Origin of the sequence: Tropicimonas omnivorans (genome assembly GCF_031846565.1) — a bacterium.
GTDB lineage: Bacteria > Pseudomonadota > Alphaproteobacteria > Rhodobacterales > Rhodobacteraceae > Tropicimonas_B > Tropicimonas_B omnivorans.
In genome coordinates, this window is sequence record NZ_JAVRHL010000003.1 from 376,988 (window position 1) to 398,902 (window position 21,915).

The window sequence follows — 21,915 nt, forward strand, 5'->3', positions numbered from 1 at the left end:
ATCTGGGGGACGACAATGGCGAGAAAGACCGGCTTCGGCCGAAAAGCGGGCCTTGCGCTCGGGGTCGCGGCGCTGATTGCCGCCGTCCTGGCTTGGTATGACATCACGGCCACCCGGGATGTTCCGGCTGACGGTGATCTGGCAATACTTGCCGTCCCTGATGAAGACCCGTCCGACGATCGCTCGTCGTCCCAGGGCGAGGCAGAACTGGCCATTGCGCAGGATGACAATGCGGGCGACAGCGACGCTGGAACGCCCGAAACACCCGCCGATCGCGATGACGCTGCCGATGACGAAACCGGCGGCGAGGGATCGTCGCAAGGGGACCTCGTTCCGCCCGTCTTCGATCTCGTGCGCGTCGGGCCGGAGGGGGACACGGTCGTCTCGGGCTCTGCTCCATCGGGGTTCACCGTCACCATCGAACTCGACGGCTCCAAGGTTGCCATGGCGCCGACCGACGCGTCGGGGAGCTTCGCCGCGCTCTTCGACATCGCGCTGGGCACCGGCGCGCAGGTCATGGAGATCGTCGCCCGGGGGGATGACGGCGCCGTCATCCGCTCCGAGCAATCCGTCATCCTCACCCCGCCGCCCGGCGAGACCCCGGCGGACGACGAGGCTTCCGGCGACGGGGAACTCGTGGCGGACGGCGAAGCCGAGGACGGGACAGAGGACCAGTTTGCCGGGCTCGAGGCGGAACTGCCGCCCTCACCGGGGCCGCGTGCACGTCTCGCGGACGAGACTTCGCCGGACGATGCGGAGCAGGGCGATCCGGCGGATGATCTCTCCGCGGCCGACCCACTGGAACTGGCGGCGCTGCCCGAGGATCCAGCCGCCCCCGAGCGCCGCGCCGCGGACGACGTGACCGAGGCGCCCGGCGTTCCGGGCGCGCCCGAGCAGGAGCTGTCCGAAGCGGACGCGCCGGTGACCGAACTCGATGCCGCCGCGCCCGGGGACAATGTGCCATCGCTCGCCGAGACCGATCCGGAGGAGGGTGAGACGCTCGCAACTCCGCCTGAGGCGGGTCCGCAGAGCGATGACCTTGTTGCAGTGGTGGAGGACCCCGCCGCGGTCGCACCGGAGATGCCTGTCGCACGGGAGGCCCAATCGCCGGGAGAGACCGATGAAGGCGGGGCCGTCGCGCTCGCGTCCGTCTCCGCCAGCGGTGGATCGGAGCTCGATGCAGCGGACGCGCCACCGACTGAAGAGACGGACGCCACCGCAGCGGCCGCGCCGGAGCCCGAGAGACAGCTTTCGGTCGCCCAGTCAGATCCAGAGGGGGCACCGGACCTGGCCGCACAGGTTGAGGCCCCGGCAGGTTCAGCCGATCGCCCCGAGGCGCCGCTGCCGGAAGCTACGCGAACCACGAACGTGCCGACAGGCGAGACGCAGGCGGAGGTCCAGCCTCGGCAGCCCGTCTCGGAGGCCGATCCGGAGGCCGCGCTTGCCGAGGCAGAAGAGGCGCCTGCGGGCAATCCCGCCCGCTCCGAAGCGCCGCTGCCGGACGCTGAGCGGACATCGCGGGCGCCGACCGTCCTTCTGGCCAGCGATGAGGGCGTCAGCGTCCTCCAGCCCGGCGACTCCGAGGAGGGCCCGGGGGACCGGGTCGTCATCGACGCGATCTCGTATGGCGATGACGGCGAGGTCCTGCTCGAAGGCCGGACCGCACCGCGTGCTGGTGGCGAGTATGGCGATGGCGAAGTGCGCATCTACGTGGACAACCGGCCGGTGGAGCGTGTCTCCATCGCCGGCGACGGCTCATGGCGGACACCGCTTCCGGGGGTCGATCCCGGGACCTACACCGTCCGCGTCGACCAGGTGGGGGGCGGCGGCAGCGTCGTCTCCCGGTTCGAGACGCCCTTCCGCCGCGAAGCCCCGAGCGCCATCGAGGCCACCCGGATCGAGGCTGAGGAGGGCGATCCCGACGTGGTCCGCGCCTCCGTCATCACGGTTCAGCCCGGCTACACGCTATGGGGCATCGCATCGGACCGGTATGGAAGCGGGTACGACTATGTGCAGATCTTCGAGCAGAACCGGGACCAGATCCGCGATCCCGACCTGATCTATCCCGGACAGGTCTTCGATCTGCCGCAGGCCAGCCCCACCGCAGACGATCCCGAGGGCGGGACCGCCGAGTAGGCAGGGGCTTCAGCCCTACTGGTGATAGGAGCGGCGGTAGCGCGTGCCGAGGGAGGTCAGGATCTCGTAGGGGATGGTTCCGGCGGCATCTGCCACGTCGTTCACCGTCTGCGCCGGCGAGAGCATGTCGAGATGGTCGGGGATCTCGTCGAGATGGCTGATATCGACGCCGATCAGGTCCATGGAAACGCGGCCGCGGATCGGGCAGGGGACCTCGCCCTGAAAGAGTGCACCGCGCCCCGACAGCGATCGAAGGAGGCCGTCCGCATATCCGCCGGCGACCGTGGCGATCAGGCTCTCCTCCCGCGCAGCCCATGTCGCGTTGTACCCCACCGCCTCGCCGGGTGCGACGAGGCGCGTCTGGATCACCGGCAGGCGCAGATGCGCGGCCGGGATCGCGTCGGCGAAGGGCAGGCCGCCGTAGAGTCCGACGCCGGGGCGGGTCATCTCGAAATGATAATCGGGCCCGAGGAGGGTCCCGCCAGTGGCCGAGAGCGAGCGGCGGATGCCGGTCCCGTCGGTCATGTCGCGGAAGGCGGCGAGCTGCTCCTCGTTCTGCGGGCTGCCCGGCTCGTCGGCGGAGGCGAGGTGCGACATCAGGAGCTTCGGGCCGCGGGGCAGTGCGAAGGGCGCAACGGCCTCCCACTCGCCCGGCTCCAGCCCGAGCCGGTTCATCCCCGAATCGAGCTGCACGCCAAAGGGCGCGTCCGGCAGGTGTTCGAAATGGAAGGTCATCTGCTCGATCGAGTTAAGCAGCGGGATCAGTTCGTGATCCCGGATCATTGAGGTGTCGCCCTGCATGTGGCCGTTGAAGACGAAGATCTCCGGGCCGCCGCCGAGGGCAAGCCGGAGCGCGACACCTTCTTCCGGCATGGCGACGAAGAAGCTTTCCACGCCGGCCGACCTCAGCACCTTGGCCACCCGGCTTGCGCCGAGGCCGTAGCCATCCGCCTTCACCACGGCTGCCGTCGTGGTCCCGCGCCCGGACATCGCGTCCAGCGCACGCCAGTTCGCCGCAATCGCGTCGAGATCGATCGAGAGAATTCCGCCTGCCATGGCCGGGGTTGTTCGTTGCATGGGCGCCCGCGTCAAGCCCGAACCGGCGCCGGGAGGGGCGCCGGCCGCCGTCCGCCGGTGCCGGAGGCCGCGGGGGGGTAACCATGACGGACAAAAGGGCGCGACGCTCCGGCGCACCGGCCTTGCCGCGGGAGGGGGGAGGCGCCACATCAGCCGCCGGCGGGGCCACGGGGTCGCTCCGCATTTGCCTGCGAGCCACTGTCCATGCGCGTCCTGTCCCGCCTGATCCTCCTTGTTGCCGCCATCACCGCGCTCGTCCTCGCGTGGAACGCGCCCGAGATCGTGCGGGCGCTCGACCGGCCCGCGACCCTGGCGCTGCCGGAACCGGCCCCGGTGTCGCGGGATCTCGCGCCGAACGAAGCGGCGGTGATCGAGACCGTCGAGACAACGCGCGGCTCGGTCGTCGCCATCTCCACCTCGCAGCGGCTGGCGGGGGCCTTCGGGTATGGGGCGCGGGAGGTGCCGCGGGGCACCGGGTCCGGCTTCGTCTGGGACGACCGCGGACATATCATCACCAACGCCCATGTGATCGAGGGGGCATCCCGGGCCTGGGTCGGTCTTGCAAACGGGGAGACCTACGAGGCCGAGCTGGTCGGCGCCGATGTGCGCCGGGATATCGCGGTGCTCCGGATCGGCGCGAGCGCCGTGCCGCCGGCCCTGCCGCGGGGGACGAGCGCGCCTCTGCGGGTGGGGCAGTCGGTCCTCGCCATCGGCAACCCGTTCGGCCTCGACTGGACGCTGACGACAGGCGTCGTCTCCGCCCTCGACCGCGAATTGCCGAGCGAGAGCGGCCCGGCGCTCCGCGGCCTGATCCAGACGGATGCGGCGATCAACCCCGGCAATTCGGGCGGTCCGCTGCTGGATTCGTCGGGCCGGCTGATCGGCATGAACTCGGCGATCTACTCGCTGTCCGGCGCCAGCGCCGGGATCGGCTTCGCCGTTCCGGTGGACACCCTGGCCCGCGTGGTGCCGCAGCTCATCGAGCGGGGGCTTTATTCGCCGCCGGATCTCGGCATAGAGGCCTATCCGCGGGTCAACGCGCTGGCCCGGCGGGAGGGGCTGGAGGGGATCGTGATCATGGGGGTGCGGCCCGGCTCGGGGGCGGAGGAGGCCGGGATCGAGCCCGCCCGCCTGTCGCGCCGCGGCGGGATCGTGCCCGGCGACATCCTGACCGAGGTCGAAGGCGCGCCCGTGACGACGCTGGATGCCCTTCAGGCCGCCCTCGAGGAGCACCGGGCCGGCGAGGATGTGACGCTCACCCTCGAGCGGGCCGGTACCGCGCGGCAGGAGACGGTGACGCTGGACGCCGGCGCCTGAGCCTCGGCGCCGCTCCCTGGCGCATCACGAAAGCGAGCGGTTCGAACAGATCCACGTCCATCTCGTTCTGGTGGACGTCACCACTCACTTGATCAGCGGCAGCCCGGCGCCCTCCGCGACCTGGAGCGTGTGCTTCGCCTTGCCGGAGCCTGGCTCGCCCTTGACGGGTGGCGGACAATGTAGCCTCACCGCCGCGTTGACCGGCAAAGCAGCATCAGGGGATGCAAAATAGTTTACCGTTCCCTCAAAAGTCATTTGACTATAACCGCTTGAGAAGCCACCGCGACACTTGTGCCGCGCCCGTGACGCACGGCACGATGCCCCCTCAAGCCCTAGTGACAAGAGCGGGGCGTTGGAGTAATCACCGCCGCAAAGGAAGCCGGTATGTCTCAGCTCGCCAGACTTCACGATGACATCTCTGACAGGCGGGATGACGACGTCACAGGACGCAAGGGAGCGGTCATGAAGCAGGAAACCTTTCTTCCCGACGATTATCGGCCGGCGGAGGACGAACCCTTCATGAACGACCTGCAGACGGAGTACTTCCGTCGCAAGCTGCTCGCTTGGAAGGCGGACCTGCTCGACGAGAGCCGCGATACCATCGAGGGCCTGAAGGATCAGACCCGCAGCATCCCCGACATCGCGGATCGCGCCAGCGAGGAAACCGACCGGGCGCTGGAGTTGCGCACGCGGGATCGCTCGCGCAAGCTCGTGGCCAAGATCGATGCCGCGCTGCGGCGGATCCACGAGGGTGAATACGGATATTGCGAGGATACCGGCGAGCCGATCTCTCTCAAGCGGCTGGACGCGCGGCCCATCGCGACGCTCAGCCTCGAGGCGCAGGAACGGCACGAGCGTCGCGAGCGGGTCCACAGGGACGACTGACCCAGTTGCGACGACCTGATACGACGACGCGCCGGGGCCTTCGGTCCCGGCGTCCGCCTGTAAGGGGGGAGGAATGCTGAGCGGCCGGGACATCATCGTCCTCGGCGCCGGGATCGGCGGTCTCGCGGCGGCGGCAGCGCTCGCCCGGCGCGGTGCCCGTGTGCGCGTCCTCGAACGGGCAAACGAGTTGTCCGAGGTCGGCGCAGGGATCCAGGTCGGGCCGAACGGGATGCGCGTCCTGCATGGCCTCGGCTGCGGGGCGGCGGCCCGCGATGCCTCCGTGGCCGCCGGCCGCGTGACGCTCAGGGACAGCCGCAAGGGCCGTCGGATCGTCTCCCTCGATCTCACCCGCTTCGGAGAATTCCGCCAGTTCCACCGGGCCGATCTGCTGTCCGTCCTCGAGCGGGCCGCGCGGGGCGCCGGCGTCTCCATCGAAACCGGGCGGGAGGCGACGAGCGTCCGCGCGCTGGCCGAGGGCGCGGAGATCGACTTCGTCGATGGCGAGCGCATCCGCACCTCCCTCCTCGTCGCGGCGGATGGCATCCATTCCAAGGGTCGGGAGGCGGTGGTTGGCGAGATGCCGGCCGTCTTTTCCGGGCAGATCGCCTGGCGCGCAACGGTGCCTGGGGACCAGCTGGAGATGCCCTCCGGCGCCGAGGTCTTTCTCGGGGCGGGCAAGCATCTCGTGGCCTATGCCCTGCGGGGCGGGGCCAAACTTAACCTCGTCGGCGTCGAGGCGAGGGACGAGCCGCGGCCCGACGGCTGGGATCATTCCGCCGCGCCCGAGGCGATGCGCGCGGCCTTTGCAGGCTTCGGCGGCCCGGTGCCAGGCTGGCTTGACGCGGTGGAGACGGCGCGGCCCTGGGGCTTGTGGCTGCGGGAGCCGATGAAGTCCTGGTCCTCGGGCGGTGTCGTGCTCCTCGGGGACGCGGCCCATCCGATGCTGCCGTTCCTCGCGCAAGGCGCGACGATGGCGCTGGAGGATGCGGCTGTCCTCGCCACGCTGATCGAGCGCCCCTCTCCCGATGCGACCGCGCTCGCGGCCTACAGCGCGCTCCGGATCGGGCGGGTGCGCAAGGTCACGGCCGCGGCGGCGGCGAATGCGCGGAACTATCACTTGGGCGGCGGACTCGCCCGGATCGCCCATGCGAGCCTGTCGGCGATGGAGCGCATCTCCCCCAACACCCTGCCCAACCGCTTCGCCTGGCTCTACGAGTACGATCCCTGGACCGCCGCGGGACGTTGACGCCGCTGCCCGGCCCGCATAGCTGCGCGGCATGGCAAAAGCACCTCTCCTGCAGCTCTCCGACGTTTCCCTGACCTGGGGCGGCGATCCTCTCTTCTCCGGCCTCGATGCCGTGGTGCAGACCGGGGACCGCGTGGCCCTGGTCGGCCGCAACGGCTCCGGCAAGTCCACCTTGATGAAGGTGATGTCCGGCGTGGTCGAGCCCGATACCGGCGCGCGCACGGTTCCGGCCGGCACCACCGTCGCCCGGCTCGAGCAGGAGCCGGAGATGGCCGGCTGCGAGACCCTCGGGGACTACGCGATGGCCGGTCTCGATCCGTCCGAGGAATGGCGCGTCGAAGCCGCCGCCGAGGGGCTGGACTTCGATCCGGACAGGCCCGTTGCAACGGCCTCGGGAGGGGAGCGCCGCCGCGCCGCCCTCGCGCGCCTTCTCGCGGAGGACGCGGACCTCATGCTCCTCGACGAGCCGACGAACCACCTCGACATCGGCGCGATCCGGTGGCTCGAGGATCGCCTCGCCGAAACCCGCGCTGCCTTCGTCCTCATCTCCCACGACCGCGCGTTCCTCTCCCGGCTGACCCGCGCGACGCTCTGGCTCGACCGCGGGCAGGTGCGGCGGCAGGAAGCCGGCTTCGCCTCCTTCGAGGAATGGCGGGAGAAGACCTGGGCCGAGGAGGACGAGGCCCTTCACAAGCTCGACCGCAAGATCAAGGCTGAGGCCCGCTGGGCGGTCGAGGGGATCTCCGCCCGCCGCAAGCGCAACCAGGGCCGCGTCCGGGCGCTCCAGGCGCTCCGGGAGGAGCGGGCCGGCGCCATCCGGCGTCAGGGCACCGCGGATCTCGAGATCGACAGCGGCCGGACCTCCGGCAAGCTGGTGGTGGATGCGAAGAACATCTCCAAGCGCTTCGGCGACAAGGAGATCCTTGGCGATTTCACGATCCGCGTGCAGCGCGGCGACCGTCTCGCCCTCGTCGGCCCCAACGGCGCCGGGAAGACGACGCTCCTGAACATGCTGATCGGCACCGAAGCGCCGGATAGCGGCACGATCCGCCTCGGCACCAATCTCGAACTCGCGGTCTTCGACCAGACCCGCGCCCAGCTCGATCCGGACGCGACGCTCTGGGAAAGTCTCACCGGTGATCCGGCGACCCGCATCGCCGGCAAGGGCGATCAGGTCATGGTGCGCGGCACGCCCCGGAACGTGGTGAGCTACCTGAAGGACTTCCTGTTCGACGAATCCCAGGCCCGCGCGCCCGTTCGTGCGCTCTCGGGCGGGGAGAGGGCGCGGCTGCTGCTCGCCCGGATCATGGCGCACGAGGCGAACCTCCTGGTGCTCGACGAGCCGACCAACGATCTCGACATCGAGACGCTGGACCTGCTCCAGGATCTTCTCGGCGAGTACGACGGGACCGTCCTTCTGGTGTCTCACGACCGGGACTTCATCGACCGCATCGCGACGCAGACCGTGGTGATGGAGGGCGGAGGGACGGCGACGCTCTATGCCGGCGGCTGGACCGACATGCTCGCGCAGCGCCCCGAGGGGGACGCGATCTTCACGGCCGCCGCCTCTGCGCCGGCGCCGGCGCCCGCGACCAAGGCGAAGGCGGAGCCCGCGCCCGCGGCGAAGCCCGGCGGGACCCTCTCCTTCACCGAGAAGCATCGCCTCGAGGAACTGCCGGGCGAGATCGAGCGGATCGAGGCGGAAATCGCCAAGCTCGAACAGCTCCTGTCCGACCCGCAGCTCTTCACGAAGGAGCCGGCGAAGTTCCGGAAGGCGACTGAGGCCCTCGCCACCCGGCAGGACGCGCTGTCGAGCGCCGAGTCGGAATGGCTGACGCTCGAGGAAAAAGCCGGCTGAGAGGCCGTTTCGGCCCGCGTCCGGGGGTGTGTTCAAAAAGCCTCAGAAGCAGACTTCCTGATCGCGGGGTATTGGAGGGCCACCTGTCGGCCAGTTTCTGCCGCCGCGGGCGGGATGACGCGCAAACTTCTGTATCCAAATGCAAAAAAATCGCCAATCACGCGGTTCGTGAACTGACATTCCCGCTCAGGGCACCTAGATGAGCTTGGCACGGGGCAGACCCCGTTAGTCACGAAACGAAGCAGACCTCCTGAAAGGAGTGACTCATGAAATTTGCAGGCATCCTCGCGGCCACCACCGCTCTCGGCCTCGCCGCTCCCGCCTTCGCCGGCGGCCTGACCGCCCCGGTCGCCGAGCCCGTCGTGATGGCTCCCGCCCCGGTGGCCGTTGCCCCCGTCGGCAACTGGACCGGCTTCTACGCTGGTGGCCAGCTCGGCTACGGCAACGTCTCCGTTGACGAAGATGGCGACGACGCGTTCGTCGACTTCGACGACGAAGATGGCGACGGCGCCCTCGGCGGTGTGCACGCCGGTTACGACTACGACTTCGGTTCGTTCGTCCTCGGTGCCGCCATCGACCTGAACGCCTCCGGCGTCGAGTTCGACGACGTCGACGCCGAAATCGACGCGCTGCACCTCGCCAAGATCCGCGCCGGCTACGACGCTGGCCGCACGCTGATCTACGGCACCGGCGGTGCGTCCTTCGCCCAGTCCGACGACATCGGCGACGACCAGGGCACCTTCCTCGGCCTCGGCGCCGAGTACATGGTGACCGACAGCGTCTCCGTCGGCGGCGAGATCCTCGGCCACAAGTTCGACGACTACGACGACAGCGGTGTCGACCTCGACATGACGACCGCCCAGGCGCGCGTCAGCTTCCGCTTCTGATATCGCGTCCCGCCAATGCGCGGGGCAGATCAGGACAAGGGCGGCCGGGAGAAATCCCGGCCGCTTTTTTGTGCCCGTGTTGCAAGTGCTGCCCCCGGGTCACAGAGGCCGGGCTTTTCGGAAAAGCGCTCTGCGAATCGTGGCCAAAATGGGGCAGGGTCCGCTCGGGAGACGGCATTGCCCGATCCCATGTACGAGTGGACAGCGTTCGAGTGAAAATTCGGGCGGCTCTCATGCCGTCCGGCGTCCGTGTCGCGGCAGCGATCGGCCTTGCCGGTCCCGCCGCGGTCACGGGCGGTTCTGCCGTGCGGGCGCCGTTCGCACCCCCGGCCACGTGGCAAGGCTTGGCAGGACAGACGTGGCACGATATGGGGAGGCCATGACCCGTCCCGCCTGCATTCTGACCTGCATTATTCGCTGAACGTTTCGGCGGCCGGTCACACTCGCACCCATATCGGGACATTCGGGGACCGGGCGCCGCCCCAAGGAGCGCCCCTTCCCATGTCCGAGATCACGCTCTGGAACTCTCTCACCAAAGCCCCCGCGACGCTCGGCAAGAGCGCCGGAGAGCCGGTATCCCTCTACGTCTGCGGGCCGACGGTGTACGACCGCGCGCATCTGGGGAATGCTCGTTCGGCGGTGGTCTTCGACCAGCTCTACCGGCTCCTGCGCCATGATCATCCGGGCGCCGTCAGATACGTCCGGAACTTCACCGACGTGGATGACAAGATCAACGCCCGCGCCGCCGAGACGGGACGCCCCATCTCGCAGATCACGGACGAAACGACCGGCTGGTATCTGGGCGACATGGGTGCGCTCGGCGTTCTGGAGCCGGACGAGATGCCGCGCGCGACGCAGCATATCGGCTCCATGATCGCGATGATCGAGCGGCTGGTCCTGTCCGGCCACGCCTACGAGGCCGAGGGGCACGTGCTGTTCTCCGTCTCCTCCTACCCGGAGTATGGACGGCTGTCCCGCCGCTCGGTGGAGGACATGATCGCGGGCGCCCGCGTCGAGGTCGCGCCCTACAAGCGCGATCCGATGGATTTCGTGCTCTGGAAGCCCTCGAGCGCGGATCTGCCCGGATGGGACAGTCCCTGGGGACGGGGTCGCCCGGGCTGGCATATCGAGTGCTCGGCCATGTCCTACGAGCTTCTGGGCCCGTCCTTCGACATTCATGGCGGCGGCAGCGACCTGACCTTCCCGCACCACGAGAACGAGATCGCCCAATCCTGCTGCGCCCACCCTGAGGGCGGTTTCGCGCGGATCTGGATGCACAACGAGATGCTCCGCGTCGAGGGGCGCAAGATGTCGAAGAGCCTCGGCAACTTCTTTACCGTCCGCGACCTGCTGGACGAGGGCATTCCGGGCGAGGTCATCCGCTTCGTCATCCTCGGTACCCACTATCGCAAGCCGATGGACTGGACCGGGGACAAGGCGGGGCAGGCGAAGACCCTGCTGCGCCGCTGGCGCCAGGAGACGGCGGGGGCCGAACCGGGCCAGGTTCCGGACGCGATGCTGGACATCCTGCGGGACGATCTGAACGTGCCGGGGTTCGTCGCGGGGATGCACGAGCTGTCCCGCGACGGCGATGCGCCGGCGCTCCTTGCCGCGGGGCGGCTGATCGGGATCCTGACCGAAGAGCTCGGGACCTGGGCGGAGGATCGGGGGGAGGGCGAGGCGCTGGCCGCGCTCGCGCGCGAAATGGAAGCGCGGCGCGAGGCGGCGAAGGCGAGCAAGGACTTCTCCGCGGTCGACCAGATGAAGACGGATCTCGCCGCGGCCGGTGTCGAGGTGCGCATGTCCCGCGAGGGAATCGAGCTGGTGGCGGGAGAGGGGTTCGACCCTTCGCGGCTGGACGCCCTCGCGGCCAGTGGGAGCGCGCCCCGATGAGGGCGGCGAGGCGGACGGACCGGTCCGGGGGGCTGCCCGCCCGGCGCATCCCCGGCAGGTCTTTGGGGAAAGAGGAAAGGGACGCGGCATGACGCGGGAGCGGCTTTGGCTTTACGACACCACCCTGCGCGACGGGCAGCAGACCCAGGGCGTGCAGTTCTCCCTCAAGGAAAAGCGGCAGATCGCCGAGATGCTGGACGGGCTCGGGCTCGACTATGTCGAGGGCGGCTGGCCGGGGGCGAACCCCACCGACAGCGCGTTCTTCGACGAGGCACCGGCACTCTCCCACGCCACCTTCGCCGCCTTCGGTATGACCAAGCGGGCCGGGCGCTCGGCGGCGAATGACGACGTCCTGGCCGCGGTCCTGAACGCAGGCACGCGCGCAATCTGCCTCGTCGGCAAGACGCATGATTTCCACGTGACGGCGGCGCTTGGCGTGACGCTGGAGGAAAACCGGGAGAACATCCGCGAGAGCGTTCGCCACCTCGTCGCCGAGGGGCGGGAGACGCTGTTCGACGCTGAGCATTTCTTCGACGGGTTCGCCGCCAATCGCGACTACGCGCTGGCCTGCCTGCACGAGGCCCACGCCGCCGGCGCGCGCTGGATCGTTCTGTGCGACACGAATGGCGGGACGCTGCCTCAGGATATCGCCAGCGCCGTTGCGGCGGTGATCGAGAGCGGCATCCCGGGCGAGCGGCTGGGGATCCATACCCATGACGATACCGGCATGGCGGTCGCCGGAACGCTGGCGGCCGTCGAGGCGGGCGTTCGCCAGATCCAGGGGACGCTCAATGGCCTCGGGGAACGTTGCGGCAACGCCAACCTCACCAGCCTGATCCCGACGCTTCTTCTGAAGCCGTCCTATGCCGAGCGCTTCGAGACCGGCGTGCCGCCTGAGGCCCTCCCCGGCATCACGCGGATCTCCCGCAAGCTGGACGACATCCTCAACCGGGTTCCGGCGAAGACGGCGCCCTATGTCGGCGGCTCGGCCTTTGCCCACAAGGCGGGCCTTCATGCCAGCGCGATCCTGAAGGACCCCTCGACCTACGAGCACGTCGAGCCGGAGCTCGTCGGCAACGAGCGGATCGTCCCGATGTCCAACCAGGCGGGGCAGTCGAACCTTCGCCGGCGCCTGCTCGAGGCGGGAATCGAGGTCGAGAAGGGGGATCCGCGCCTCGCCGAGATCCTCGACGAGGTGAAGCGGCGGGAGGATGTCGGCTACGCCTTCGATACCGCCCAGGCGAGCTTCGAGCTTCTCGCGCGGCGGACGCTCGGCGGAATGCCGAACTTCTTCGAGATCGAGCGCTACCGGGTGATCGTCGAGCGACGGCGCGGAGCGGGCGGGCGGATGGAATGCCATTCCGAGGCGGTCGTCGTGTTGTCCATCGGCGGCGAGACGACCCTGTCGGTCAGCGAGAGCATGGGGCCCGAGGGCAGCGACCAGGGCCCGGTAAACGCCCTCTCGAAGGCTCTGGCGAAGGATCTGGGGCCCTATCAGCCGCTGATCGAGGACATGCGGCTGGTGGACTTCAAGGTGCGGATCACCGGCGGCGGCGTCGAGGCCGTCACGCGGGTCATCATCGACAGCGCCGACGACCAGGGCCGGCGCTGGTCCACGGTCGGCGTCTCTCCCAACATAGTCGACGCGTCTTTCGAGGCGCTCTGCGATGCGGTGCGCTGGAAGCTGGCGCAGGAAGGCGCGACCACCATGGCCGGGCTCGCCGCGGAGTGAGCGCCGCGCCGGACGCCATCGCCGCCTGCGCCGGGATCGTGGAGCGGGGGGATCCCGCGCGGTTCCGCGCCGTGATGGCCGCACCGGTCGCGGCGCGGGCCGTGCTCTTTCCCATCCATGCCTTCACGCTCGAAGTGGCGCGTGCGCCCCATGTTACCAAGGAGCCGATGATCGCCGAGATGCGCCTTCAGTGGTGGCGCGACGCTCTCGAGGAAATCGCGGAGGGGCAGGGGCCGCGACGGCACGAGGTGGTGGAGCCTCTGGCGGCGGCGGTCGGCGCCGAAGGGGCGAAGGCGCTGGACGCAGCCGTGGTCGCTCGGCGCGGAGACATCGTGGGCGGTGAGGTGGTCGCGGCGGACGATCTGGAGGAGTTCCTGCGCGGCACGGCCGGCGTTCCGCTCTGGGTCGCGGCGCGGGCCTTGGGCGCTCCGGCCGAGGCGGAGGAGGCGCTCATCGCCTTCGGCATGGCGGGCGGTCTTGCGCGCTATTTCGCGGCGGTGCCCGAGCTTGCGTCGAGCGGGCGCGCGGCGCTTCCCGCCGGTGTGGATATCCCGGCTCTGGCGCGACAGGCCCGCGGGCGGCTCGCGGCCGGCGCCCCGTGGCGCGCGCGGCTCGGGCGCACCACCTCTGCGCCGATGCTTGAGGCGTGGACGGCCGGACCGATCCTGCGCATGGCAGAGCGCGATCCGGACCTCGTGGACCGGGGCGGGCTCGCCCTCTCACCCCACCGCGAAAGCTGGCGGCTCCTGCGCCTTGCGGCCAGCTCGCGCTGGAGCGCGCGGGCGGTCAGCTGAAGCGCGAGCCGTTCGGGCGCATGACGGCCAGCCAGATCAGCGCCCCGCCGGCCAATGCTAGGAAAGGCAGCATCGCCAGGTTCACCGCCGTCCAGCCCTGGATCACGTCGCCGCCGGAGCAGTTCATCAGTCCGCCCGAGGCGAGGGACGCGACGGTGACACAGCCAAAGACGATCGAATCGTTCATGCCCTGCACGCGGCCCCGCTCGGCCGCGGTATGCGCCTTGGACAACAGCGACGTCGCGCCGATGAAGCCGAAATTCCAGCCAAGGCCGAGCAGCATCAGCGCACCGAAGAAGTTCGCCAGTTCCACCCCCATGAGCGCCACGCCTCCCGCTGCCGCGAGGCAGGCCAGGCCGACCGCCACGATGGTGCGCGCGCCGAAGCGGGCGATCAGGTGGCCGGTGAAGAAGGACGGGGCGTACATCGCGATGACATGCGCCGAGACGACGAGACCGGCCGAGCTCGTCGCGAAGCCGCAGCCGACTACGGCGAGCGGCGTCGAGGTCATCACGAGGTTCATCAACGCATAGGAGACCATGGCGCAGATGATGGCGACGAGGATGGTGGGGGAGGACAGAAGCTGCATCCGCGTCCGTCCGCCATCGGCGCCGGGCTCGGGTTTCGGCGGGCGCGGGATGTCCAGCCCGAGAAAGAGGAACGCCCCGACGACGTTGATCGCCGCGGCCGCGAGGTAGGTGCCGACGAAGGGCACGGCGTAACTCTCCGCCACCGCCGTTCCGAGTGGCGGGCCGATGAGGGCGGAGACGAGGCCGCCGGCCATGACGTAGCTGATCGCCTTGGGCTGGAAGTCCCCCTCGACCGTATCCGCCGCGGCAAAGCGCAGGAAGCCGTTGGCGGACATGTAGATGCCGGAGAGGTAAGAGCCGAGGAGCAGCAGCGGAAAGCTCCCGACCCAGAGCGCCAGCGCCGCCGTCAGGGCGCCGAGCGTGCCTCCGAGAGTGCCGACGAGGAAGCCCGTGCGCCGTCCCGCAATCTGCATCAGCGAGGAGAGCCACGGCGCCGTGGTCATAGAGCCGAAGACCAGCATCGTGATCGGCAGCGTGACGAAACAGGGATTTTCCGACAGGATCCCGCCCGCCAGAGCCCCCACCGTGAAGATCATCGGCATCTGGGCCCCGAGGATGGCCTGGGCCGCGACGAGGACGGCGACGTTGCGTTTTGTCTTGGCGGGGATGAGCGCGGAACTGGTCATGCAACCGCCTTTACGCCTGGCGCCCCGTGCTGTCGATCACGGAAGACGTGAACGGGGCAGGGGGCGGTCGGGGCTCAGCCCGCCCGGCCTGCGTCCTTCACCGCCGCCGGGACCGTGCCGACGTCGCCCTGGGCCACCGAGACGGACTTGACGACGGCGTGACAGCTTTCGCCGGGGGCGAGGTTCAGCGCGTTCGCCGAGCGCCGGGTGATGCGGGCGAGGAGCGGGGTGCCGCCGGTCTCCAGCGCCACCATGACGCCGGGGCCGTCTCCCATGTGGATCTCCGAGACCCTGGCGGGGAGGATATTGAGCGCTGAGAGGCCTTCGGGGCGCGCACGCGACAGGATCACGTCCGACGCCGCGATCCGGATGCGGACGTGCATCCCGATCGCCCCGGCGATGCGCGGAAGCACGAGGCGCCCCCCGGGCACGTCGATCTCCGTCAGACCGTCCTCGGCCTGCGCCGCGATGATCCCGGTCAGCACGGCGCCCGCCTCCCTCAGGCCCAAGACCGGCGCAAGGCGCGGATCGGCGAGGATGCGCTCCGCCGGACCCGCGGCGATCACCCGTCCGCCGCCGAGCGCGACCACCGTCGTCGCCAGCCGCGCGACCTCCGGGACAGAGTGGCTGACATAGAGGATCGGCACGCCGCCCTCGCCCTTCAGCCGTTCGAGCCATGGCAGGATCTCCGCCTTCCGCGCCTCGTCGAGCGCCGCCAGCGGCTCGTCCATCACCAGAAGATCCGGGCGGGAAAGGAGCGCCCGTCCGATGGCCACGCGCTGCTTCTCTCCGCCGGAAAGGCCGCCCGGCCGGCGGGGCAGAAGATGCCCGATCCCCAGCATCTCCACCACGCGCGCACGCTCGGCGGGACGCGCGCGGCGCGCATAGCCGAGATTTTGCGCCACACTCATGTGCGGGAAGAGACGCCCGTCCTGGAAGACATAGCCGATCCGTCGCCGGTGGGGCGGGACGTGGAGGCGCAGGCTGGTATCCGTCAGCACCCGTCCCGCCACCTCGATCCGCGCATCTTCGGGCCGGATCAGCCCGGCCACGGCATGTGCGATGGTCGTCTTTCCCGCGCCCGACCGACCGAAGAGCGCCGTGACGCCCCCCGGTGCCTCGAATGCCGCGTCCAGGGTGAACGCCCCCAGGGCATGCCGGATACGCACCTTCAACGTCATCGTCCCGCCACCCGCCGGGCCAGCCGGACCGAGATTGCCTCCGAGAGCAGGACCGCGCCCACCGAGATCGCGACCGAGACCGCCACCAGCCGCAGCGCCGATCCCTCGCCCCCCGGCACCTGGAGGAAGGCGTAGATCGCCGTCGGCAGGGTCTGCGTTTCGCCGGGGATGTTGGATACGAAGGTGATCGTCGCGCCGAACTCGCCCATCGCCTTGGCGAAGGCCAGAACGCAGCCTGCCAGTATGCCGGGCGCGATCAGCGGCAGGGTCACTGTTCCGAAAACCCGCAGGCGGTTCGCGCCGAGCGTGCCCGCGGCGGCCTCGAGACCCGGATCGACAGCTTCGACCGACAGCCGGATCGAGCGGACCATCAGTGGAAAGGCCATCACCGCCGCCGCGAGTGCCGCGCCGGTCCAGCGAAACGCGAAGACAAGGCCGAACCAGTCCTCGAGCACGCGCCCCAGGGGCGCCGTCCGCCCGAGTGTCACGAGAAGGAGGTATCCGGTCACGACCGGCGGCAGGACGAGCGGCAGATGCACCAGCCCGTTCAGGAGGCCGCGCCCCCAGAACCGCCCCCGCGCCAGAAGGATCGCCATGGCCACGCCGAAGGGGAGGGACACAAGCGTCGCCACGGCCGCCACCCGCAGGGACAGCGCGACCGCCTGCCATTCCTCCGAGCCGAGCCATGCCGTCACCGCGGACGCCCGAAGCCGAGCCGGCCAAACACGTCGCGTGCGTCCGCGCCCTGCAGAAACCGCAGCAGATTCGCCGCTGCCTCCGGCGACCCGGCGGTCAGCGCTGCGGGATAGACGACATCAGGATGGCTGCCGTCCGGAAACTGCGCGGCGACCTCCACGCGCGGCTCGGCCGCGGCATCGGTGGCGTAGACGATGCCGAGCGGGGCCTCACCGGCCGCGACCAGCGCCAGCGCGGCGCGCACGTTGTCCGACTGCGCGACACGGCCCGAGAGCGTGCCCCAGAGGCCGAGGCTCTCGAGCGCGGCCTTGCCGTAGATCCCTGCCGGCACCGCCTCGACCAGCGCCATCGCGAGCCGTCCGTCCCCGAGCCGGGTCTCGAGCGCCTCCGCCTCCAGCGGCACCGCGCCAGATCCGGCCGGTGCGATGAGGACGAGCTCCCCGGTCAGAAGATCAACCCGCGATCCCTCCGCGATCGCCCCGCGCGCTTCGAGGTCGTCCATCCAGGCGGCATTGGCGGAGATGAACAGATCCGCCGGCGCGCCCGCCGCGATCTGTCGCGCCAGAAGCGAAGAGCCGGCCAGCGAAACGGCCGCCTCGTGTCCGGACGCCGCTTCCCAGAGCGGCACGATCTCGTCCATCGCCGTCTTCAGCGATGCCGCCGCGAACACCGTCACGCGCTCGGCCGCGGCCGGCGACGCCAGCAGAAGGAGGGTGGCCACGCAGGTGACGAGGCGGGAAAAGCCCAAGTTCCACATCGCTTTCAGCAGGAAGATCCGAAGTCGCAATGTCGCAAGCCCTTGCCTTCGTCCGCAAGGCCCCGAGCCCCATTTTATACGACGCGGGCGACGCCTGCCGCCGCAGCCGGGCCCTGTGACAAAACTGGCCCCATCGGCAGCCTCCTGCCGACGTCTCACCGAGAGGCTTTGCCCGCGCGGCAGACCGGGGCAGTGTCCGGGGCAACAGGGACAGCTGAAAGCGACTCACACGATGAGGACTACCTCGCGCGCCGCGATTGCCGGCGTTCTGGCGATTGCCGCGCTCGTATCCGGATGCTCGACACCGGAGCGTGTGACACGGGGGCAGAGCGCGGACATCCATGCGCTCCACCCCAACGAGACGCCCGAGCTGCGCTCGCTGATCTCGAAATATTCCGAGGTCTACGGCGTGCCGGAGCCTCTCATTCACCGGGTGGTGAAGCGGGAGAGCACCTACAATCCCGGCGCCCGCAACGGGCCCTACTACGGCCTGATGCAGATCCTGCCGCAGACCGCGCGGACCATGGGCTATCGCGGCGCGCCGTCCGGCCTTCTCGATGCGGAGACGAACCTTCGCTATGCGGTGAAGTACCTGCGCGGCGCGTGGATGGTGTCCGGCGGCGATCAGGATGAGGCGGTGGGGTGGTACTCCCGCGGCTATTACTATGAAGCCAAGCGCATGGGCCTGCTCGAGGCGACCGGTCTGCGCTAGGGCGCCCCGAACGGCCATTCCCCGGCCCGCTCCCACGGACCGCCGCGATAGTGCCAGAGGATGAGCGCCGTTCCCGATCCGCGAAACGGCACGAAGCGGGACAGGAGCGCCTCCCGCGCGGCGCGTTCCTCCTCGTGCGGCACCTTGTTCTGAACGGTGACGTGGGGCCGAAAGGCTCGCCTGTCCTGCCGCGTCAGCCACGGCGCCCAGAGCCGCGCCATTTCCGCGCGCAGGCGCAGGAGGGCAGGGGAGCGAACGGCATAGGCCGAGCCCTGTCCGCCGCCGATCTCCCGGATGTGGGCGAAGGCGAGATGCGGCGGCCTCGTCCGCGCGGCAAGCACCTCAAGGCGGGATTGCACGAGTTCCTGCCGCGCGCCCGGCAGGTGGTGAAACAACGTCAGGTGCGCCGGCAGGCGGTAGCCGCGATCGGGGAAGAGGGCCTGCCGCTCGGCATCGAGCCGGGCGAAACTGCGCGCATCAAGGCTCAGCGTGACGATCAATGGAGCCGGTTTGGCGAGCGAAAATCGGGCCCTAGACTGGGGTATCATGACACCTATATTGCAAGACATTGATTTTACTCGCCTTAATTCCACTGCCGTGCCTTGACCGTACCGCGCCATCGGGTAGAAGACACGCTCAAACACGACGGCGGGTCCGCCCGTCCATTTCTTTCGGGAAAGAGCGAATATGAAAACCTTCACGATCACCCCGGCGGAGATCGACAAGAAGTGGATCCTCATCGATGCCGAGGGCGTCGTGCTGGGCCGCCTCGCCTCGATCGTCGCCATGCGCCTGCGTGGCAAGCACAAGGCCACGTTCACCCCGTCCATGGACATGGGTGACAACGTCATCATCATCAATGCCGACAAGGTCCAGCTGACCGGCCGCAAGCGCGACAAGCCGAACTACTGGCACACCGGCTATCCGGGCGGGATCAAGAGCCGCACCACCGGCCAGATCCTCGAGGGCGCACATCCCGAGCGCGTCGTCATGCAGGCGGTCAAGCGGATGCTTCCGGGCAACCGTCTGTCGGCCACGCTGATGACCAACCTGCGCGTCTATGCCGGCACCGAGCATCCGCACGAGGCCCAGCAGCCCGAAGTGCTCGACGTGAAGGCACTGAATTCCAAGAACACCCGCACCCGGAGCTGATCCAGATGGCCGACCAGATCAATTCTCTCGAAGACCTGAAGGACGCTGTCGGCTCCGACATCGGCGGCGTTCAGGGCACTTCCGCCGAAGAGGCGACCCCGCGCGAGCCCGTTCGCGACAGCCTCGGCCGCTCCTACGCGACCGGCCGACGCAAGGACGCCACCGCGCGCGTCTGGATCAAGCCGGGCTCCGGCAAGGTCACCGTGAACGGCAAGCCGATTGGCGAGTACTTCGCCCGTCCGGTGCTGCAGATGATCCTGCGCCAGCCCTTCACGGTCGCCGGCGTCGAAGACCAGTTCGACGTGATGGCCACCGTTTCGGGTGGCGGTCTCTCCGGCCAGGCCGGTGCGGTCAAGCACGGCATCTCCCGTGCCTTGCAGACCTACGAGCCGTCGCTGCGCGGCGCGCTGAAGGCCGCGGGCTTCCTCACCCGCGACAGCCGCGTCGTCGAGCGCAAGAAGTTCGGCCGCCGCAAGGCCCGCCGCTCCTTCCAGTTCTCCAAGCGCTGATCGCGAAGAGACGACCACGATGTCCGAAAGGCCCGCAGGAGACTGCGGGCCTTTTGCGTATGAGATGCTGATCCGCTCCCCTTGCGAACCCGGAGTACGGACCACGCCGTCTCCTGTTCCCCGCCACCCCGAACGCAACGAGCGCGCCTTCGGACGCTGAGAAGGGGGCGGAGGGTTGGCCCGAGCGGGACCCCTGCACGCTCCCGTTGTTCGATCACGGCTCTGCCGCAGCCCGGGTTTAGGACGCCCGGAACGTGTGCGCTCCCCGTCCTCCGGAGGGGCCCGGTTGCACGGCTGCGCAAACGTCGGGCAGGAAACGGGCAAACTGCCTCCTCTTTGGACAATGGCGCCGAACGAGGCAGATGAGCGCGCTATCAGCGGCGCCAATCCGGTCATGGCTTTCTAGCGTTGTCGTGCCCCGCCTCTCGAACGATGCGGGTCGGGGCGCGGCGGACAGGGCCCGTGGGGGAGACGGCCGGCGCATCACAAGAAACCGGCAAGCTTCGATCGTCTTCCGCCCAGGCGGGGTCTCGAGGCCTGCCCGGAGAACAGGGTTGGTAGGAATGACACGTATGACTTCGAAGGCGTCCGTACTCGCGATCGCCTCACTGCTCGCTGCCGGCGGTGCATCCGCGCAGGACGCCGATTGCCCGATCAAGGTCGGCGTCCTGCATTCGCTGTCGGGGACCATGGCGATTTCGGAGACGACGCTGAAGGACACCATGGAGATGCTGGTCGAACAGCAGAACGAGGCGGGCGGGCTTCTGGGGTGCGATCTCGAGGCGGTGGTGGTCGATCCCGCCTCCGACTGGCCGCTGTTCGCCGAGAAGGCGCGGGAGCTTCTGACGGTCCAGGACGTCGACGTGATCTTCGGCTCCTGGACGTCGGTCTCCCGCAAGTCGGTCCTTCCGGTGCTCGAAGAGCTGAACGGCCTGATGTTCTATCCCGTCCAGTACGAGGGCGAGGAGAGTTCCAAGAACGTGTTCTACACCGGCGCCGCGCCGAACCAGCAGGCCATTCCGGCGGTGGATTACTTCCTCGAGGAACTCGGCGTCGAGAAATTCGCGCTCCTCGGCACCGATTACGTCTATCCGCGCACGACGAACAACATCCTCGAAGCCTATCTTGCCGCCGAGGGCGTCGCCGAGGAGGACATCTTCGTCAACTACACGCCCTTCGGCCATTCCGATTGGTCCAAGATCGTCTCGGACGTCGTCGCACTCGGCGCGGACGGCAAGAAGGTGGGCGTGATCTCCACCATCAACGGCGACGCGAACGTGGGCTTCTACAAGGAACTGGCGGCGGCCGGCGTCTCCGCCGATGACATCCCCGTCGTCGCCTTCTCGGTGGGCGAGGAGGAGCTCTCGGGTCTCGACACCTCCAACCTCGTCGGTCACCTCGCGGCGTGGAACTACTTCCAGTCCGCCGAGACCGATGCGAACGAGGAATGGGTTGCCGCGTGGAAGGAGCGCATGGGCGACGACCGCGTGACCAACGATCCGATGGAAGCCCATTACATCGGCTTCAACATGTGGGTGCAGGCCGTCGAGGAAGCGGGCACGACGGATGTGGATGCCGTTGCCGAGGCGATGATCGGCCAGACCTTCCCGAACCTCACCGGCTCCACCGCCGAGATGCTGCCGAACCACCACCTGACGAAGCCGGTGCTGATCGGCGAGATCCAGGATGACGGCCAGTTCGACATCGTCTCCGAGACGGACCCGGTGCCGGGCGATGCATGGACGGACTTCCTGCCCGAATCCGCGGTCCTGACCTCCGACTGGGCCGAGCTCGGCTGCGGCATGTACAATACCGAGACCGACACCTGCGTGCAGATCAAGTCCAACTACTGATCGCCCGAGACAGG

19 protein-coding genes are annotated in these 21,915 nt (G+C 69.2%); 13 read left to right on the forward strand and 6 right to left on the reverse strand.

From position 1 onward, the window contains the following. Positions 1–15: 15 nt before the first annotated feature. Positions 16–2,136 carry a LysM peptidoglycan-binding domain-containing protein gene (locus RM543_RS12380; RefSeq protein ID WP_311692084.1) on the forward strand — a complete coding sequence of 707 codons (2,121 nt, stop codon included), beginning with the start codon at positions 16–18 and terminating at the stop codon, positions 2,134–2,136. Positions 2,137–2,151: 15 nt separating this feature from the next. Here the strand turns inward: RM543_RS12380 and alr are convergent, their stop codons facing one another. Continuing rightward, positions 2,152–3,192: an alanine racemase gene (alr, locus tag RM543_RS12385; RefSeq protein ID WP_311692086.1), complete on the reverse strand. Its 1,041-nt coding sequence runs from the start codon at positions 3,190–3,192 to the stop codon at positions 2,152–2,154. 225 nt (positions 3,193–3,417) lie between these two features. Between alr and RM543_RS12390 the strand changes: the two genes are divergently transcribed. The 8 genes from RM543_RS12390 (at position 3,418) to RM543_RS12425 (ending at position 13,825) form a co-directional block, all read left to right on the forward strand. Beyond that, positions 3,418–4,530, forward strand: coding sequence for a S1C family serine protease (locus RM543_RS12390; protein ID WP_311692088.1), 1,113 nt, complete (start codon positions 3,418–3,420; stop codon positions 4,528–4,530). A gap of 462 nt (positions 4,531–4,992) precedes the next feature. Next, positions 4,993–5,415 carry an RNA polymerase-binding protein DksA gene (dksA, locus tag RM543_RS12395; protein ID WP_311692090.1) on the forward strand — a complete coding sequence of 141 codons (423 nt, stop codon included), beginning with the start codon at positions 4,993–4,995 and terminating at the stop codon, positions 5,413–5,415. Positions 5,416–5,488: 73 nt separating this feature from the next. Beyond that, positions 5,489–6,661: an FAD-dependent monooxygenase gene (locus tag RM543_RS12400; protein ID WP_311692092.1), complete on the forward strand. Its 1,173-nt coding sequence runs from the start codon at positions 5,489–5,491 to the stop codon at positions 6,659–6,661. A 31-nt stretch (positions 6,662–6,692) separates the two neighbouring features. After that, positions 6,693–8,519: an ABC-F family ATP-binding cassette domain-containing protein gene (locus RM543_RS12405; protein WP_311692094.1), complete on the forward strand. Its 1,827-nt coding sequence runs from the start codon at positions 6,693–6,695 to the stop codon at positions 8,517–8,519. Positions 8,520–8,785: 266 nt separating this feature from the next. Further along, positions 8,786–9,406, forward strand: a complete 621-nt coding sequence (locus tag RM543_RS12410) for an outer membrane protein (RefSeq protein ID WP_311692096.1) — start codon at positions 8,786–8,788, stop codon at positions 9,404–9,406. Between the two features lie 501 nt (positions 9,407–9,907). Continuing rightward, positions 9,908–11,299 (forward strand): cysteine--tRNA ligase, encoded by a 1,392-nt coding sequence (gene cysS / locus RM543_RS12415; RefSeq protein WP_311692098.1) that lies wholly within the window; start codon positions 9,908–9,910, stop codon positions 11,297–11,299. Between the two features lie 88 nt (positions 11,300–11,387). Further along, positions 11,388–13,031 carry a citramalate synthase gene (gene cimA / locus RM543_RS12420; protein WP_311692100.1) on the forward strand — a complete coding sequence of 548 codons (1,644 nt, stop codon included), beginning with the start codon at positions 11,388–11,390 and terminating at the stop codon, positions 13,029–13,031. After that, positions 13,028–13,825, forward strand: a complete 798-nt coding sequence (locus tag RM543_RS12425; protein ID WP_311692102.1) for a squalene/phytoene synthase family protein — start codon at positions 13,028–13,030, stop codon at positions 13,823–13,825. The genes cimA and RM543_RS12425 overlap by 4 nt, the downstream gene beginning before the upstream one ends. On the opposite strand, the gene RM543_RS12430 is transcribed toward RM543_RS12425, so the two are convergent. The 4 genes from RM543_RS12430 to modA all read right to left on the reverse strand — a co-directional run bounded on the left by RM543_RS12430 (position 13,818) and on the right by modA (position 17,675). After that, positions 13,818–15,041: an MFS transporter gene (locus RM543_RS12430; protein ID WP_311692104.1), complete on the reverse strand. Its 1,224-nt coding sequence runs from the start codon at positions 15,039–15,041 to the stop codon at positions 13,818–13,820. The two genes, RM543_RS12425 and RM543_RS12430, sit on opposite strands and share 8 nt — an antisense overlap. A 74-nt stretch (positions 15,042–15,115) precedes the next feature. After that, entirely contained in the window at positions 15,116–16,222 is a 1,107-nt protein-coding gene (gene modC / locus RM543_RS12435; RefSeq protein WP_311692106.1) for a molybdenum ABC transporter ATP-binding protein, read from the reverse strand. Next, positions 16,219–16,917, reverse strand: coding sequence for a molybdate ABC transporter permease subunit (modB, locus tag RM543_RS12440; protein ID WP_311692108.1), 699 nt, complete (start codon positions 16,915–16,917; stop codon positions 16,219–16,221). The genes modC and modB overlap by 4 nt, the downstream gene beginning before the upstream one ends. Next, positions 16,914–17,675 (reverse strand): molybdate ABC transporter substrate-binding protein, encoded by a 762-nt coding sequence (gene modA, locus RM543_RS12445; RefSeq protein WP_311693348.1) that lies wholly within the window; start codon positions 17,673–17,675, stop codon positions 16,914–16,916. Before modA ends, modB begins: the two co-directional genes overlap by 4 nt. Positions 17,676–17,907: 232 nt before the next feature. Between modA and RM543_RS12450 the strand changes: the two genes are divergently transcribed. Continuing rightward, complete coding sequence (locus RM543_RS12450; RefSeq protein WP_311692110.1) at positions 17,908–18,387, forward strand: transglycosylase SLT domain-containing protein; 480 nt, start codon at positions 17,908–17,910, stop codon at positions 18,385–18,387. On the opposite strand, the gene RM543_RS12455 is transcribed toward RM543_RS12450, so the two are convergent. Further along, the gene (locus RM543_RS12455; RefSeq protein WP_311692112.1) at positions 18,384–18,887 is read right to left on the reverse strand and encodes a 2'-5' RNA ligase family protein; all 504 of its coding nucleotides are present in this window, start codon (positions 18,885–18,887) and stop codon (positions 18,384–18,386) included. The two genes, RM543_RS12450 and RM543_RS12455, sit on opposite strands and share 4 nt — an antisense overlap. Before the next feature lie 187 nt (positions 18,888–19,074). Here RM543_RS12455 and rplM point away from each other — a divergent pair, with 187 nt between their 5' ends. The 3 genes from rplM (at position 19,075) to urtA (ending at position 21,901) form a co-directional block, all read left to right on the forward strand. Next, a complete protein-coding gene (rplM, locus tag RM543_RS12460) occupies positions 19,075–19,539 on the forward strand; it encodes a 50S ribosomal protein L13 (RefSeq protein WP_311692115.1) in 465 nt (154 codons plus the stop codon). 5 nt (positions 19,540–19,544) lie between these two features. Next, complete coding sequence (gene rpsI, locus RM543_RS12465) at positions 19,545–20,048, forward strand: 30S ribosomal protein S9 (protein ID WP_116084233.1); 504 nt, start codon at positions 19,545–19,547, stop codon at positions 20,046–20,048. A gap of 572 nt (positions 20,049–20,620) precedes the next feature. Next, positions 20,621–21,901: an urea ABC transporter substrate-binding protein gene (gene urtA / locus RM543_RS12470; RefSeq protein WP_311693350.1), complete on the forward strand. Its 1,281-nt coding sequence runs from the start codon at positions 20,621–20,623 to the stop codon at positions 21,899–21,901. The last annotated feature ends 14 nt before the right edge of the window (positions 21,902–21,915 follow it).

What these genes read in the sequence shown, in the direction of transcription:
- RM543_RS12380 (WP_311692084.1), top strand. Translation starts at nt 16, where the DNA reads ATGGCGAGAAAGACCGGCTTCGGCCGAAAAGCGGGCCTTGCGCTCGGG.
- alr (WP_311692086.1), bottom strand. Translation starts at nt 3,192, where the DNA reads ATGGCAGGCGGAATTCTCTCGATCGATCTCGACGCGATTGCGGCGAAC.
- RM543_RS12390 (WP_311692088.1), top strand. Translation starts at nt 3,418, where the DNA reads ATGCGCGTCCTGTCCCGCCTGATCCTCCTTGTTGCCGCCATCACCGCG.
- dksA (WP_311692090.1), top strand. Translation starts at nt 4,993, where the DNA reads ATGAAGCAGGAAACCTTTCTTCCCGACGATTATCGGCCGGCGGAGGAC.
- RM543_RS12400 (WP_311692092.1), top strand. Translation starts at nt 5,489, where the DNA reads ATGCTGAGCGGCCGGGACATCATCGTCCTCGGCGCCGGGATCGGCGGT.
- RM543_RS12405 (WP_311692094.1), top strand. Translation starts at nt 6,693, where the DNA reads ATGGCAAAAGCACCTCTCCTGCAGCTCTCCGACGTTTCCCTGACCTGG.
- RM543_RS12410 (WP_311692096.1), top strand. Translation starts at nt 8,786, where the DNA reads ATGAAATTTGCAGGCATCCTCGCGGCCACCACCGCTCTCGGCCTCGCC.
- cysS (WP_311692098.1), top strand. Translation starts at nt 9,908, where the DNA reads ATGTCCGAGATCACGCTCTGGAACTCTCTCACCAAAGCCCCCGCGACG.
- cimA (WP_311692100.1), top strand. Translation starts at nt 11,388, where the DNA reads ATGACGCGGGAGCGGCTTTGGCTTTACGACACCACCCTGCGCGACGGG.
- RM543_RS12430 (WP_311692104.1), bottom strand. Translation starts at nt 15,041, where the DNA reads ATGACCAGTTCCGCGCTCATCCCCGCCAAGACAAAACGCAACGTCGCC.
- modC (WP_311692106.1), bottom strand. Translation starts at nt 16,222, where the DNA reads ATGACGTTGAAGGTGCGTATCCGGCATGCCCTGGGGGCGTTCACCCTG.
- modA (WP_311693348.1), bottom strand. Translation starts at nt 17,675, where the DNA reads ATGTGGAACTTGGGCTTTTCCCGCCTCGTCACCTGCGTGGCCACCCTC.
- RM543_RS12450 (WP_311692110.1), top strand. Translation starts at nt 17,908, where the DNA reads ATGAGGACTACCTCGCGCGCCGCGATTGCCGGCGTTCTGGCGATTGCC.
- rplM (WP_311692115.1), top strand. Translation starts at nt 19,075, where the DNA reads ATGAAAACCTTCACGATCACCCCGGCGGAGATCGACAAGAAGTGGATC.
- rpsI (WP_116084233.1), top strand. Translation starts at nt 19,545, where the DNA reads ATGGCCGACCAGATCAATTCTCTCGAAGACCTGAAGGACGCTGTCGGC.
- urtA (WP_311693350.1), top strand. Translation starts at nt 20,621, where the DNA reads ATGACTTCGAAGGCGTCCGTACTCGCGATCGCCTCACTGCTCGCTGCC.